The sequence below is a fragment of the Leisingera sp. CC-HEC096 genome (genome assembly GCF_059429235.1).
This window is the reverse complement of sequence record NZ_JCAIJS010000001.1, coordinates 3,526,216-3,540,773: the sequence shown is the minus strand read 5'-3', so window position 1 is coordinate 3,540,773 and position 14,558 is coordinate 3,526,216. Positions and strand designations below refer to the sequence as shown.

Here is a 14,558-nt window from a genome sequence, read left to right as displayed (position 1 = left end):
AGGAGCAACACCCAAGGTTTTTCAAATGAAATTCATTCGCAGCTGAACTCCCCTTTCCGGTGCGCCTGTGGCACATTCAACGCAGGAAGTGACGCGGGGTCCCCTTGCAGGACCCTTTGGCCCGATGCTACAGAGCGCCAGATATATAGACCCGAACCCCAGGCAGGAGATGCGCCCGAATGGCCGATTACCCCAGCAGCTTTGACAAGGACGATTTGCTGAAATGCGCGCGGGGCGAGCTGTTTGGGCCGGGCAACGCCCAGCTGCCGGCGCCGCCGATGCTGATGATGGACCGTATCACCGAGATCTCCGGTGACGGCGGCGAGCATGGCAAGGGCCATGTGATTGCAGAATTCGACATCACCCCGGACCTGTGGTTCTTTGACTGCCATTTCCCGGGCAACCCGATCATGCCCGGCTGCCTGGGCCTGGACGGCCTGTGGCAGCTGACCGGCTTCAACCTGGGCTGGCGCGGCTGGAAGGGCCGCGGCTATGCGCTGGGTGTGGGTGAGGTGAAGCTCACCGGCATGGTGCGCCCGGACCGCAAGATGCTGACCTACCGCGTCAACTTCACCAAGGCGGTGCAGACCCGCCGCCTGACCATGGGCGTCGCCGACGGCATCGTCGAGGCTGACGGGGACGTGATCTATCAGGTCAAGGATATGAAAGTGGCCCTGTCCGAAAGCTGATACGCTTTCCGGCAAGACAAAAGTCACAGAAACAGGAGTACGCACATGCGCCGCGTCGTCGTCACCGGTCTGGGGATTGTCTCCTCCATCGGGAACAATGCCGAAGAAGTCACCGCCTCGCTGAAAGCCGGTAAATCCGGCATCGTCGCCAGCCCGGAAATGGCCGAGCACGGTTTCCGCAGCCAGGTGGCCGGCACCCTGAAAATCGATGTGGCCGAGCATGTGGACAAACGCACCCTGCGCTTCATGGGTCCGGGTGCGGCCTATGCCCATATCGCCATGAGCCAGGCAATTGCCGATGCCGGATTGTCTGAAGATCACGTGGTGAACGAGCGTACCGGCCTGGTGGCCGGTTCCGGCGGCCCGTCGACTTCGGCCATGCTGACGGCGCATCAAACGGTGCTGAAAACCGGCGCCACCAAACGCATCGGCCCGTTTGCAGTGCCGAAATGCATGTCCTCGACGATCTCGGCCAACCTGGCGACCGCGTTCAAGATCAAAGGCATCAACTACTCGATCACCTCGGCCTGCTCCACTTCGCTGCACTGCATCGGCAACGCGGCTGAGCAGATCATGATGGGCAAGCAGGACGTGATGTTTGCCGGCGGCGGCGAAGAGCTGGACTGGACCCTCAGCTGCCTGTTCGACGCCATGGGCGCGATGTCCTCCAAAAAGAACGACGAGCCGGAGAAAGCCTCCCGCGCCTTCGACCAGGACCGCGACGGTTTCGTGATCTCCGGCGGCGGCGGCATCGTGGTGCTGGAAGAGCTGGAGCACGCCAAGGCCCGCGGCGCAAAAATCTATGCCGAGGTGACCGGCTTTGCCGCCACCTCCGACGGCCACGACATGGTGGCGCCGTCCGGTGAAGGCGGCGAGCGGGCGATGCGGCTGGCGCTGGCCACCCTGCCCGAAGGCCGCAAGGTCGGCTACATCAACGCGCATGGCACCTCGACTCCGGTTGGCGATGTCGGCGAGGTCGAAGCCGCCCGCCGGGTGTTCGGCGAGGGCAGCGTGCCGCCGATCTCCTCGACCAAGTCGATGACCGGCCACGCCCAGGGCGCTGCCGGCGCGCTGGAGGCGATCTTCTGCCTCCTCATGCTGGACAATGATTTCATCACCCCGTCGATCAACGTCGACACCCTCGCCGAAGGCATTCTGCCGGGTGAGATTGCCACTGATCTGGTGGAAAACGCCGGGCTCGACTCGGTGATGACCAACAGCTTCGGCTTTGGCGGCACCAATGGCTCGATGGTTCTGAGCAAGTACAAGGGATAAATGGCGATGACGGGACTTTTGACCGGCAAGCGCGGCCTGATCATGGGTGTTGCCAATGACCGCTCCATCGCCTGGGGCATCGCCAAGGCCATGGCGGATGCTGGGGCCGAGCTGGCCTTTACCTATCAGGGCGAAGCCTTTGGCAAGCGGCTGGAGCCGCTGGCCCAGAGCGTCGGCTCGGATTTCATGGTCGATGTGGACGTGACCGATGATGCCTCGCTGGATGCGGCGTTCGAACAGTTGGCAGGTCGCTGGCCCACGATCGACTTTGTGGTCCACGCGATTGCCTATTCCGACAAGTCGGAGCTCACCGGGCGGTTCTTGAACACCACCCGCGCCAACTTCAAGAACTCTATGGATATTTCCGCCTATTCCTTCATCGAGGTGGCGCGCCGTGCCTACCCGCTGATGAAGGAGGGTGGCGGCACCCTCTTGACCCTGACTTATCAGGGGTCGAACCGGGTGGTGCCGAACTACAACGTGATGGGCGTGGCCAAGGCGGCGCTGGAATCGGCGACCCGCTATCTGGCCAACGATCTGGGCCCGGAGGGCATACGGGTGAACGCGATCTCGCCCGGGCCGATGAAGACCCTGGCCGGGGCGGCCATCGGCGGCGCGCGCAAGACCTTCAAGCACACGGCTCAGAACGCGCCCTTGCGCGACAACGCGACGCTGGAGGCCGTGGGCGGCACCGCAGTCTACCTGGCGTCGGACGCAGGCGCCTGCACCACGGGTGAGGTCATCCGGGTCGATGGCGGTTTCCACGTGCTGGGGATGCCGCAGCAGGATCACCTGTAAGCAGGCTCAGACAGCCATGATAATAAAGGCGCCCCCAGGGCGCCTTTTTCTTTGAGCCGCAGGGCCGCGCGGGCCTGAAGTGCTCAGCTTCGGGGCTGCGGTGCACTCCCGCCCGTCGCCGGGCTTCTGGCGAAGCCCGCTCTCGTTGGGCGTGGCAGCCGGGGGACCTGCGGGCGCGGGAGAACCTCCCTGCCCTGCAGGCGCAGCATCAGTTGATGGACACCAGTTCGATGTCGAAAACCAGATCCTTGCCCGCCAGGAAATGGTTGGCATCCAGCGTCACGGTCTCTTCGGTCACCTCAACCACAGTGACCGGCAGCACATGGCCTTCGGGGCTTTGCATTTGCAGCTGCGTGCCCAGGTCCAGCGGGATATCGGCAGGAATGCCTTCGCGCGGGATTTGCTGGCGCGCCTCGGGATTGATCGGGCCGTAACCATCGGCACAGGCGATTTCCAGCGTCTTCTTGCCGCCGGGTTCCATGCCTTCCAGACCGGCATCCATTCCGGCAATCACCTGGCCTGCGCCGACGGTGAACTCCAGCGGGTCGCGTCCTTCGGAACTGTCGAAAACGGTACCATCCGTCAGCTTGCCTGTATAATGGATGCGCACGGTGTCGCCGTTCTTTACCCCGGTCATGAGACCTCCAATCGGTTGCGGGTTCCTAAAGGGGCGCAGCCTAGCGCCCGCAGACGCGATGTAAACCCGTATGGGTACAATTTCCGGCTTTGCCACCCCGCCGCCTTCGTGCAAGTCTCGCCGCGAGGGAGGGAACCATGCCGATCACCACCTGTATCTTCGACGCCTACGGAACCCTGTTCGATGTGGCAGCCGCCGCCCGCCAGGCCGCCGGCGAGCCGCAGTTTCTGCATCTGCAGGACACCTGGGCAGAGCTGGCCAGCCACTGGCGTCTGAAACAGCTGCAATACACCTGGCTGCGCGCCATCACCGGGGCCCATGCGGATTTCTGGGATGTGACCCAGGACGGGCTCGACTGGGCGATGGAAGCCGCGGGGCTCGGCGGGGACGCCGCCCTGCGCCAGCGCCTGCTGGATCTCTACTGGGAACTGCAGGCCTACCCGGAGGTGACTGCGATGCTGAAGACGCTGAAAGATGCTGGAATGAACACCGCGATCCTGTCGAACGGCTCGCCTGCGATGCTGGACGGTGCGGTGCAGTCGGCGGGCTTGGGAGATGTACTGGATGATGTGCTGTCGGTGGAAAGCGTCGGCGTCTTCAAACCTGACAGCCGCGTGTACGATCTGGTCGGCAAGCGCTTTGGCTGCGCCAAGGACGAAGTGCTGTTTGTCTCCTCCAACGGCTGGGATGCGGCGGGGGCTGCAGGCTACGGTTTTATTACCGCCTGGGTGAACCGGGCGGCAGAGCCGGTGGACCGGCTGCCCTGGAAGCCCGCCCATATCCTGCCGGATCTGACCATCATTCCAGACCTTGCCAGGAGTTAGACGCAGCAATGGCGTTCTTTGAAACCACAGACGGGCTGCGGCTGTATTACACCGATAGCGGCGCGGGCTTGCCGCTTCTTTGCCTCGCGGGCCTCACCCGCGACAGCCGGGACTTCCGCTATTTCGCCCCTCATGCCGGGCAATACCGGATGATCACTCTGGACGCGCGTGGCCGGGGGCAGTCGGCGCGTGACCCTGAGTTCGCAAACTACAACGTGCTGCGCGAGGCGCAGGATGTGCTGGAGCTGCTGGATCATCTGGGACTGGAGCGCGCCGCGATCCTGGGCACATCGCGCGGCGGATTGGTGGCGATGACGCTGGCCGCAATGGCCAAGGACCGGCTGGCGGCGGTGATCCTGAATGATGTGGGCCCGGAAATTCCTCCGGGCGGCATTGCCCGGATCATGGAATATGTGGGCCGCCGCCCGGCCGCCAAAACCCATGCACAAGCCGCGCAAACGCTGGCGGCGCTGATGGCGCCGGCCTTCCCGGATGTGCCCGCGGCGCGCTGGCGCGAGGAAGCGGAAGCGTTTTATGACCAGGGTCCGGAGGGGCTTAGCCTACGCTATGACGCTCGCCTGCGCGACGCGCTTCTGGCGCAGGCCGAAGCAGGCCCGGACCCGGACCTGTGGCCGCTGTTCCTGGCGCTGGAAGGGCTGCCCAGTGGCGTGATCCGCGGCGCGAACTCGGACATTCTGAGCGCGGAAACCTTCGCAGAGATGCAGCGCCGCCTGCCCGGCCTGCACACGGCGGAAATTGCCAACCGCGGCCATGTGCCGTTTCTGGACGAACCCGAAGCGCTCGCCCTCATCCATTCAGTTCTGGACAACGTCAAATGACCTCTATTGCTATGATCGACGCCGCGGCGGAGCGGCTGAAGGGCCATGCCCGCGTCACCCCGCTCCTGTCCTCGCCGTTTCTGGACGAGATTGCCGGGCGCCGTGTGCTGGTGAAGGCGGAGTGCCTGCAGCATACCGGATCGTTCAAGTTCCGCGGCGGCTGGTCGGCGGTCTCGGCCTTGACGGAAGAGACGAGAAAGCGCGGTGTCATCGCCTATTCCAGCGGCAACCATGCGCAAGGCGTAGCAGCGGCAGCCAAGGCGCATAGCGTGCCTGCGGTGATCGTGATGCCCGCGGATGCGCCCAGGCTGAAGATCCAGAATACCCGTGACCTGGGTGCGGAGGTGGTGCTGTATGACCGCGCGGGCGGTGAGAGCCGCGAGGCGGTGGGCGCGCAATACGCAGAAGCGCGCGGACTGACGCTGATCAAGCCCTATGATGAGCCGCAGGTGATTGCGGGACAAGGCACGACGGGGCTGGAGATCGCGGAACAGGCCCCCGCCGAAGGCGTCACGCATGCGGATGTGCTGGTCAACTGCGGCGGCGGCGGGCTGTCCTCGGGCATTGCGCTGGCGCTGGAGGCCCGCGCGCCGGGCCTGCGGGTGCGGCCGGTGGAGCCCGAGGGGTTCGACGATGTGACCCGGTCGCTGGCGGCGGGCGAAATCCACGCCAACCCCAGCCAGTCCGGCTCGATCTGCGATGCGATCCTGACACCGCAACCGGGCGAGATAACCTTCCCGATTCTCAGCCGCTTGAGCGGGCCGGGGCTGGTGATCACCGAGGAGGAGGCGATGCGGGCGATGGCGCTGACCTTTCTGCGGCTGAAGATCGTGCTGGAACCCGGCGGCGCGGCATCGCTGGCCGCCGCGCTGTTCCATCCGGACCGGATCACTGGCGGGGCAGTGATCGCGGTTGCGACCGGCGGCAATGTGGATGCAGAGCTGTTCCGGGAGGCGCTCTCGCGCTATGCTTGACCCCTGGCCGCGCGTTTCATGGCGCGGCAGTCAGGGGGGCATTCATGACACGCTTCACCATCGCCTCGTTCAACGTCAAGAATCTGATCGGACCGGAGCGGGAGTACTACCGCTTTCAAAGCTACACGCCGGAGGAATACGCCTGGAAAGCGGACTGGATGGCGGACCAGCTCTTGACGCTGAACGCCGATATCGTGGGGTTTCAGGAGATCTTTGAAGAAGCGCCGCTGCGCCAGGTGATCACCGAGACCGACCGGCGCGGGGCGGAGGCCAACGCCGCCAGCATCCCCGACCCCTCGGAGCGCTATCACCGCAAGGCGATTTTCCAGAAGCTGGCCTATGCCTCCTATGCGGAAGCCGAGCTGGCTTTTGCCCCCAACGCCAACGACACTGGCGAACCGGGCAAGCGGCGGCCCGGGCTGGCGGTGCTGTCGCGCTTCGGTTTTGCGGAAGAGCCGGAGGTGATCCAGGATCTGGAGCAGCCGCTGGACATCCCGATGGCCTGCCTGGGCGAGGAAGAAGACGCCGGTTTCTACACCCTGCGCCGCCTGTCGCGCCCGATCCTCAAGGTTCGGGTGCCGGCCGGGGATCAGGTGATTAGCGTGTTCAACTGCCACCTGAAATCGAAACTTGGCGAATACATCAAGCCGCAGGGCGCGCCCTACCCGCCCGAAACCGTCCTGACCGCCTATGATGCGGCGGGCCGGGCGATGGGATCGCTAAGGGCGGCGCTCAGGCGGATGGGCGAGGCCTGGGTGCTGCGCCGCGCGGTGCTGGACGAGCTGGACCGCGGACGCCCGGTGATGGTGCTGGGGGATTTCAACGACGGCGAGCATGCGGTCAGCAGCGAAATCATCTCCGGAGAGGTTCCGTTCAAGAACTACACCTGGATGCTGCGCCATGACGCCAAGCACCCCGGCGACCGCTACAGCGAAGAAGAGGACGCGCTTATCCGCGAGGCCATCGACCGGGTGCGGCTGCGCTCGGCCGAGAAGATGTTCTTGAAGAAATCCCTGCGCGACGTGGTTTTCACAACCGCCTTTGGCGGCGTGCATGAAAGCGTCGACCAGATTTACATGTCGCGCCATTTCGATCCGGACTGGCCCGGTGCCATAGGGGAAATGCAGTATTACAGCGTTTTCAACGATCATCTGACCGACGGCAGCCACCCGGAGGCGCCATATAACAAGCTGGCCTCCGACCACGGGCAAATCATGGCCCACATGGAGCTGCGCGGCTGAGGCAAACCGGAAAAGTGCAATTGTTCCGGCTAATTTTCTTTCTCAAGAAAATTCCGCCGCCTGCGGCAGGCGGCTGGTTTACCTCTCTGCCCGGGCGCAGGTAGAGTGCGGCGGAACAGCAAAGAGGCGCTCCATGCAGATTGCAGACCTGGGCGATGTCCAGCTTCATTACCGCGTTGACGGGGACCCGGACGGCGCCCCAATCGTTTTTGCCAACTCGCTTGGCACCGACCTCAGGGTCTGGGACGCGGTGGTCGGCCGGCTGCCTGCGGGCCTGCGCATCATCCGCTATGACAAGCGCGGGCACGGGCTGTCCTCCTGCCCGCCCGCGCCCTATTCCATGGGGGCGCTGGTGCGCGACGCGGAGAGGCTGCTGGATCACCTGCAGGTGCGGGACTGCATGTTCGTGGGGCTGTCGATCGGCGGCATGATCGCGCAAGGGCTGGCGGTGAAGCGGCTGGATCAGATCCGGGCGCTGGTGCTGTCGAACACCGCCGCCAAGATCGGCACCGCAGAGATGTGGAAAGAGCGGGTGCAGACAGTGCAGTCCGGTGGCATCGAAGCGCTGGCCGACGCGGTGATGGAGCGCTGGTTTGCCCGCGGCTTCCGCGCCACGCCGGAGCTGCAGCTGTGGCGCAACATGCTGGTGCAGCAATCCCGCGACGGCTATGCCGGCTGCTGCGCGGCGATTGCGGGCACTGATTTCTATACCCCCACCAGCGGCTTGCGGCTGCCCTGCCTTGGCATTGTCGGATCTGAGGACGGCTCCACCCCGCCCGATCTGGTGCGCGAGACGGTGGACCTGATCCCCGGCAGCCAGTTCCACCTGATCCGGCGCGCAGGCCACATTCCTTGCGTCGAGCAGCCTGACGAATACGCGGCGCGGCTAACCGCCTTCCTGAGGGAGACCGGGCACATTGGCTGACATTCTCCTGGTTCACGGCTCCTGCCACGGCGCCTGGTGCTGGCGCGATGTTGTTCCGGCGCTGGAGGCGCGCGGCCACACCGCCCGCACAATCACTTTGCCCGGCCACGGCGATGGCCGCGATCCGGCAGGGATCACACTGGCAGAGACCGCTGAAGCGGTGCTGGCGGCCTCGCCCCCGGACACCATCGTGCTGGGGCATTCCTGGGGCGGATTTCCCATATCCGCCGCAGCAGAGGCCGGGCCAGATAACCTGCGCGGGCTGATCTACCTGTGCAGTTATTTGCCGGTCAGCGGCCTGTCCCTAATCGATATGCGCAAGGCCGGGCCGCGGCAGACACTGACCCGTGCGACCGCCAAGAATGCGGCCGGCACCAGCTACAGTTTCGTGGCAGAGACTGCGCCGGAGCTGTTCTATCACGACTGCCCGGCTGAAACGGTGAGGTTCGCTCTGGAACGCCTCTGCCCGCAGCCGATCCCGCCGCAGGACACGCCGATCCAACTGAGCGATCGGTTCAAAGGCGTGCCCAAGGCCTATATCCGCTGCACAGGCGACCGGGTGATTCCGCCGGAATACCAGGCGCAGATGGCGGCGCAGCTGCCGCCGCGGCGGGTCTTTGACATCAACACTTCCCATTCGCCCTTCTTTGCGGACCCAGAGGGGCTCGCGGATCTGATCGGGCACATCGCAAAGGACTTCTGATGGCAGGTTCGGTTTTTGACAGCCAGGTTTATGGCGGGCTTTTCGGCTGCGGCGAGGCTAGCCGGCTGTTCTCCGACAGTGCGGAGGTGCGCGCCATGCTTCTGGTAGAGGGCGCATTGGCCAAGGCGCAGGGCGAAGCAGGTGTGATCCCTCAGGAAAGCGCCGCCGCGATTGCCCGTGCGGTGGTGGAAATTGCCGTGGATCCCGGCGTGCTGAAACAGCCCACGGCGCAGAACGGCGTGCCGGTGCCGGGGCTGGTCGCCGCCTTCCGCGAGGAGATGAAAGCGCCGGAACATGCACAGTATGTGCATTGGGGCGCCACCTCGCAGGACATCATGGACAGCGCGCTGATGCTGCGGCTGCGGCAGGTGCTGGCGCTGGTAGAAGCGGATGCCGCTGCTGCCGTAAAGGCGCTTGGCAAGCTGGCCAAAACCCATGCCGAGCTGCCGATGGCGGCCCGCACCTATGGCCAGCACGCCACCCCCACCAGTTTCGGGGCGGTGGCGGCGGGCTGGGGCACACCGCTTCTGAACCTGCTGGAGGAGCTGCCCGCGCTGCGCCAGTCTTGCTTGATGGTCTCCTTGTCGGGTGCGGCGGGAACGTCCGGTGCGCTGGGGCCGAAGGCCGCAGAGGTGCGCGCTGCAATGGCCAAGGGGCTGGCGTTGCAGGATCCGGGGCGCAGCTGGCACACCGACCGCACGCCCGTCCTGCGGATTGCGGACTGGCTGCAGCGGGTGACGCTGGCCTTCGGCAAGATCGGCGAGGACTGCATCGCACTGGCCCAAAGCGGTATCTCGGAGATTGTGCTGGGCGGCGCTGGCGCCTCCTCCACGATGCCGCAGAAACAGAACCCGGTGGCGCCTTCGGTGCTGGCGGCGCTGGCCCGGCAGGGCAGCGGCTTGTTCTCCGTCCTGCAGGGGGCCTCAATACAGCAGCACCAGCGCGACGGGGCGGCCTGGTTCACCGAATGGATGTGCCTGCCGCAGATCGTGCTGGGTGCGGCCAGCGCTGCGAAAACGGGCAAGGAGCTGTGCGCTGGCGTGGCACCGAATGCAGAAGCCATGGCCGGCGCCCTGTCCGGCGGGCTGGACATGATCCACGCTGAGGCGCTGAGCTTTGCCTTGGCAGAGCAGATCCCGCGTCCCGACGCGCAGGCAGCGGTCAAGGCACTGTGCCAGGAGGCGCAAAGCACACTGACGCCGTTGCGGGAGCTGGTAGCCCGCGACTATCCGGATCTGGACGCGGCGGCGCTGTTCGCCCCGTCACAGCAGATGGGCCGGGCGCCTTGGGATGCCTTGCAGTTTGCCAAGAGAGCCGGGGAGCTGGACAACGGGTAAAGAGCGTTGAGGAGAGAAGGCGTGGCTGCTCTGTTCCTCTTGGCCATTGGCTGCGCGGTTATCCTGCGCAGCTAATCTTCCGTAACGTAACACCGCCGCTCTGCTGCCGCATTCCGGCTTGCTTGCAGGGCACCCGCCGCGCCACCCTGCTTGAAAACGGGGAGGAAGACCATGCAAACCATCAAAGCCGCCGTCTGCCATGAATTTGGTGCCCCGCTGGTGATTGAGGACGTGCTGCTGGCGCCGCCCGGGATGGGCGAGGTCGAGGTCACGCTGGACGCGGTTGCCATCTGCCACAGCGATATTTCCTATGCCGAAGGGGCCTGGGGCGGGCATCTGCCTGCGGTCTACGGGCATGAGGCCGCCGGGGTGATAACCGGCGTCGGCGGGGGCGTGCAGGGATTCACTGAGGGCGACTCGGTCGTGGTCACCCTGATCCGCAGTTGCGGTACTTGCCCGTCCTGCGCAGGCGGCAGGCCGGTGATCTGCGAAACGCCTTATGACGGTGTGCACGGGCCGCTGAAGACCGCCGATGGCAAGCCCCTGGATCAGGCCATGGCCTGCGGCGCCTTTGCCGAAAAGGTGGTGGTCGACCAGCGGCAGATCGTCAAGATTCCTGCTGAGATAGGAAAGGACGTGGCGGCGCTGATCTCCTGCGGGGTGATCACCGGTGTCGGGGCGGCAGTGAACGCCGCGCAGTTGCGGGCGGGCCAGGACGTAGTAGTGATCGGTGCCGGCGGTGTCGGGCTCAACGCTATCCAGGGGGCCCGCATCGCCGGCGCCCGGCGCATCGTCGCGGTGGACATGAGCCCGGAGAAACTGGAGATCGCCAAGGAATTCGGCGCCACTCACGGGGTTCTGGCGACGGAAGAAAAACCCTGGAAAGCAGCATACAAGGCGCTTGGCGGCCGTGGCGCGGACGCGGTGCTGGTCACTGTCGGCGCCATTCCCGCCTATGAGCAGGCCCCGCGCTATCTGGCCCGTGGCGGCAAGGCGGTGCTGATCGGCATGCCGCATTCCGGCGCCAAGGCCAGCTATGAGCCGGTGGTTCTGGCCGCCGTGGGCCAGGGGCTGATCGGCTCCAAAATGGGCGATGTGGTGATCCAGCGCGACATTCCGTGGATGGTCGACCTTTATCAGCAGGGACGCCTGAAACTGGATGAGCTGATCTCGGGCCGCTGGTCCCTGGAGCAGATCAACGAGGCCATTGCCGACACCAAGACTGGCTCCGCCAAGCGCAATGTGATTGTGTTTGGCTGACACCCGCAAACCGGAGCGCAGCACATGCTGAAATTCCTGACCAGCCTGTTCAAACCTGAGGCGGTGAAACCCGCCCCGGCCACCTCGGACACGTCGATGCTTTTTGCAGTGGAAGAGATTGCACCCTTCCTTACCCTCCTTGCCAACAATCCCCGTTTCGGTCTGCCCGGCGGGCTCCCGGCCGAGGCCGCCGCGGCGCTGCCAGAACTCGCCGAACAGCAGAAGCGCCGCTGGCGCATCGACGGCGCCTTTGACCGCGCGCCTGCGCATTTCGAAATCGAGGTGATGATGGAGCGCGGCGGCGAGGCGGACGTCACCTTCCTTGCCCCGCAAAATGCCATCGAAGAGATCAACCGGGAACTGGCCGCCTTCGATGCGGCAGCGGAGCGCTAGGCCATGAAACTGCAGGATCTGGACGTCATTGTAACCGCCCCTCCTGCGCCCGGCTGGGGCGGGCGCTACTGGATCCTGGTGAAGGTCACCACCGACACCGGCATCACCGGCTGGGGCGAGTGTTACGCGTCCTTGGTTGGCCCCGATGCGATGACCCATGTGATCCGCGACGTTTTCGGCCGCCACATGGCGGGGGAAAACCCGGAAAACATCGAGCTGATGTTCCGCCGCGCCTATTCCTCCGGCTTCACCCAGCGGCCTGACCTGACGGTGATGGGCGCGTTTTCGGGGCTGGAGATCGCCTGCTGGGACAATCTGGGCAAGGACCGCGGCCGTCCGGTCCATGCGCTCCTCGGCGGGCGGATGAACGAGCGAATCCGCGCCTACACCTACCTCTACCCGCTGCCGCAGCATGACATCACGGCGTTCTGGACCTCGCCCGAGATGGCGGCGGAAGCGGCGGCGCAGAAGGTGAGCGAAGGCTACACCGCAGTGAAATTCGACCCGGCAGGCCCCTACACCATGCGCGGCGGCCACATGCCGGCAATGTCCGACATCTCGATGTCGGTGGCTTTCTGCGAGGCAATCCGCGAGGCGGTTGGCGACAAGGCGGATCTGCTGTTCGGCACCCACGGGCAGTTCACGACTGCAGGCGCCATCCGCCTTGGACAGGCGCTGGAGCCCTATTCCCCGCTCTGGTTCGAGGAGCCCACCCCGCCCGACAACATCGAAGACATGGCCCGGGTCGCCCGCAACGTGCGCATTCCGGTGGCCACGGGAGAGCGGATGACGACCAAATCCGAATTCGCCGCCGTGCTGCGGGCAGGTGCTGCGGAGATCCTGCAGCCCGCCCTGGGCCGGGCCGGCGGCATCTGGGAAATGAAGAAGGCCGCGGCGATTGCCGAGGTTTTCAACGCCCAAATGGCGCCGCATCTCTATGCCGGGCCGGTGGAATGGGCCGCCAACATCCACCTGGCCGCCTCAATCCCCAACATCCTGCTGCTGGAAACCATCGAAACCCCGTTCCACGACCAGCTGATCAAGGGGGCGATCCGTGTGGAAAACGGCTTTGTGACGCCGCCGGAAGCGCCCGGGCTGGGCATAGAGGTGGACGAGGATTTGGCGCGCGCGCATCCCTTCACCGGCAGCGATCTGCACCTCAACATGCAGGAAGCCCCCTGCGATTATGCCAATGGAAATGCCTTCGCCGGTGGCTCTCCGCCTATTGTGAAGTGAAATGCAACTGCGGGGTGACTCGGCCGCCGGAAAGGGCCATGTTGCCGGGAAAAGACGACCGCAGGACCTGAGCATTGCCCCCTTCGCCCCAAGACGCCCTTCCCCCGGAAACCCCTCAGAACATGCAGGAAAGCGCCGCTGCCGCGGCTGCCTTCCTCAAGGCGCTGGCCCATGAGGGGAGGCTGATGATTCTGTGCCACTTAGGCGCGGGCGAGCGGTCGGTCGGAGAACTGGAGGGCCTGCTGGACATGCGCCAGGCCGCGGTGAGCCAGATGCTGGCCCGGTTGCGCGAGGAAGGCCTGGTTGCAACCCGGCGCGAAGGGAAAACGGTGTACTACTCGCTGCAGGACCGGAAAACTGAAGAGACCATTGCGCTGCTTTATAAGCATTTTTGCGGCGGTACCTGACCGGCGGGCATCTCAGGCCCCGAGGGGAAGTAAGAGCCAGCTGGCCCCGCAGCGGAACCCGCGCTGCGCTGTGCGCAGCGCCACGCCCAACCGTCCGGTGCATTCTGCGAATGCGCCAGGACGGGCGGGAGCGCCCCGCTGTGCCTCAGCCGTCCGCGCGGACGGTCTGTGTCTGGACACCCAGGCCTTCTATCTCCAGCCGCATCACATCGCCCGGTTTCAAGTAGACCGGCGCGGGCTTGATCCCCATACCCACACCCGGCGGCGTGCCGGTGGCGATCACGTCGCCCGGGTGCAGGGTCATCAGCTGGCTTAGATGCGCGATGATCTGCGCCACCGTGAACACCATCGTCTGAGTGCTGCCGGTTTGCCGGCGTTCACCGTTCACGTCGCAGGTCAGCCACAGGGCCTGCGGATCGGGCACCTCATCGCGGGTCACCAGCCAGGGGCCCACGGGTCCGAAGGTGTCGCAGCTCTTGCCCTTGGTCCATTGTCCCGTCAGCTTGGTCTGATAGTCGCGCTCCGACACGTCGTTGATCACGCAATACCCCGCCACGTGGTTCAGCGCGTCTTCTTCGGTGACGTATTTGGCAGCGGTGCCGATCACCACGCCCAGTTCCACCTCCCAATCCGATGCGACCGACCCGCGCGGCAGGACTACGTCGTCGTTTGCTCCAACCATCGAAGACGTAGCCTTGAGGAACAGGATCGGATGCTCTGGCAGCGCCATATCCATTTCCTCGGCGTGATCGGTGTAGTTGAGGCCGATCCCCAGGAATTTGCCCGCCTGCCCGACACACGGCGCCAGGTCAGGCTGGCCCGGCACCAGCGGCAGTGTCTCCGGATCCAGCGCGGCCAGCCGGGCCAAGGTCCCGACATCGAGAACAGCCCCCGTGATATCCGGCACATGCGCCGACAGATCCCGGACCGCGCCAGCGCTGTCCAGCAGTCCCGGCCGCACATCTGCGCCAGTGCGGTATCGCAGCAGTTTCATGAGTGTCTTCCCTGTGTCCTGATTGT

Annotated in this window: 16 protein-coding genes; 14 read left to right on the top strand and 2 right to left on the bottom strand. The window is 65.2% G+C overall.

The features are described from left to right. The first annotated feature begins 179 nt into the window (after positions 1-179). From fabA to AC5STI_RS17070, 3 genes are read left to right on the top strand one after another with little or no spacing between them, the layout of a single operon-like run. Complete coding sequence (gene fabA / locus AC5STI_RS17080; protein ID WP_027235306.1) at positions 180-689, top strand: bifunctional 3-hydroxydecanoyl-ACP dehydratase/trans-2-decenoyl-ACP isomerase; 510 nt, start codon at positions 180-182, stop codon at positions 687-689. Between the two features lie 45 nt (positions 690-734). Next, positions 735-1,964, top strand: coding sequence for a beta-ketoacyl-ACP synthase I (gene fabB / locus AC5STI_RS17075; RefSeq protein WP_495447496.1), 1,230 nt, complete (start codon positions 735-737; stop codon positions 1,962-1,964). Between the two features lie 6 nt (positions 1,965-1,970). Then, entirely contained in the window at positions 1,971-2,762 is a 792-nt protein-coding gene (locus AC5STI_RS17070) for an enoyl-ACP reductase FabI (RefSeq protein WP_495447495.1), read from the top strand. A 208-nt stretch (positions 2,763-2,970) separates the two neighbouring features. Here AC5STI_RS17070 and AC5STI_RS17065 read toward each other — a convergent pair whose 3' ends face one another. Then, entirely contained in the window at positions 2,971-3,399 is a 429-nt protein-coding gene (locus AC5STI_RS17065; protein ID WP_475049784.1) for an FKBP-type peptidyl-prolyl cis-trans isomerase, read from the bottom strand. A gap of 137 nt (positions 3,400-3,536) precedes the next feature. On the opposite strand from AC5STI_RS17065, the gene AC5STI_RS17060 reads away from it, so the two are divergent. The 11 genes from AC5STI_RS17060 (at position 3,537) to AC5STI_RS17010 (ending at position 13,538) form a co-directional block, all read left to right on the top strand. Beyond that, on the top strand, positions 3,537-4,223 hold the full coding sequence (locus AC5STI_RS17060; RefSeq protein ID WP_495447494.1) for a haloacid dehalogenase type II: 687 nt from the start codon (positions 3,537-3,539) through the stop codon (positions 4,221-4,223). An 8-nt stretch (positions 4,224-4,231) separates the two neighbouring features. Next, positions 4,232-5,062 (top strand): alpha/beta fold hydrolase, encoded by an 831-nt coding sequence (locus AC5STI_RS17055; RefSeq protein WP_495447493.1) that lies wholly within the window; start codon positions 4,232-4,234, stop codon positions 5,060-5,062. Then, positions 5,059-6,036 (top strand): threonine ammonia-lyase, encoded by a 978-nt coding sequence (locus AC5STI_RS17050; RefSeq protein WP_495447492.1) that lies wholly within the window; start codon positions 5,059-5,061, stop codon positions 6,034-6,036. The genes AC5STI_RS17055 and AC5STI_RS17050 overlap by 4 nt, the downstream gene beginning before the upstream one ends. 44 nt (positions 6,037-6,080) lie before the next feature. Continuing rightward, on the top strand, positions 6,081-7,277 hold the full coding sequence (locus AC5STI_RS17045) for an endonuclease/exonuclease/phosphatase family protein (protein ID WP_495447491.1): 1,197 nt from the start codon (positions 6,081-6,083) through the stop codon (positions 7,275-7,277). A 133-nt stretch (positions 7,278-7,410) separates the two neighbouring features. After that, entirely contained in the window at positions 7,411-8,202 is a 792-nt protein-coding gene (pcaD, locus tag AC5STI_RS17040; protein WP_495447490.1) for a 3-oxoadipate enol-lactonase, read from the top strand. After that, entirely contained in the window at positions 8,195-8,905 is a 711-nt protein-coding gene (locus AC5STI_RS17035; RefSeq protein ID WP_495447489.1) for an alpha/beta fold hydrolase, read from the top strand. The genes pcaD and AC5STI_RS17035 overlap by 8 nt, the downstream gene beginning before the upstream one ends. Then, positions 8,905-10,242 carry a lyase family protein gene (locus tag AC5STI_RS17030; RefSeq protein WP_495447488.1) on the top strand — a complete coding sequence of 446 codons (1,338 nt, stop codon included), beginning with the start codon at positions 8,905-8,907 and terminating at the stop codon, positions 10,240-10,242. The genes AC5STI_RS17035 and AC5STI_RS17030 overlap by 1 nt, the downstream gene beginning before the upstream one ends. Positions 10,243-10,413: 171 nt before the next feature. Beyond that, on the top strand, positions 10,414-11,502 hold the full coding sequence (locus AC5STI_RS17025) for a zinc-binding dehydrogenase (protein ID WP_495447487.1): 1,089 nt from the start codon (positions 10,414-10,416) through the stop codon (positions 11,500-11,502). Positions 11,503-11,526: 24 nt separating this feature from the next. Continuing rightward, the gene (locus AC5STI_RS17020) at positions 11,527-11,895 is read left to right on the top strand and encodes a hypothetical protein (protein ID WP_495447486.1); all 369 of its coding nucleotides are present in this window, start codon (positions 11,527-11,529) and stop codon (positions 11,893-11,895) included. A gap of 3 nt (positions 11,896-11,898) precedes the next feature. Further along, positions 11,899-13,131, top strand: coding sequence for a mandelate racemase/muconate lactonizing enzyme family protein (locus AC5STI_RS17015; RefSeq protein WP_495447485.1), 1,233 nt, complete (start codon positions 11,899-11,901; stop codon positions 13,129-13,131). Between the two features lie 122 nt (positions 13,132-13,253). Further along, positions 13,254-13,538, top strand: coding sequence for an ArsR/SmtB family transcription factor (locus AC5STI_RS17010; protein WP_490398470.1), 285 nt, complete (start codon positions 13,254-13,256; stop codon positions 13,536-13,538). Positions 13,539-13,683: 145 nt separating this feature from the next. On the opposite strand, the gene AC5STI_RS17005 is transcribed toward AC5STI_RS17010, so the two are convergent. Beyond that, positions 13,684-14,532, bottom strand: a complete 849-nt coding sequence (locus AC5STI_RS17005; RefSeq protein WP_495447484.1) for a fumarylacetoacetate hydrolase family protein — start codon at positions 14,530-14,532, stop codon at positions 13,684-13,686. Positions 14,533-14,558 lie beyond the last annotated feature (26 nt).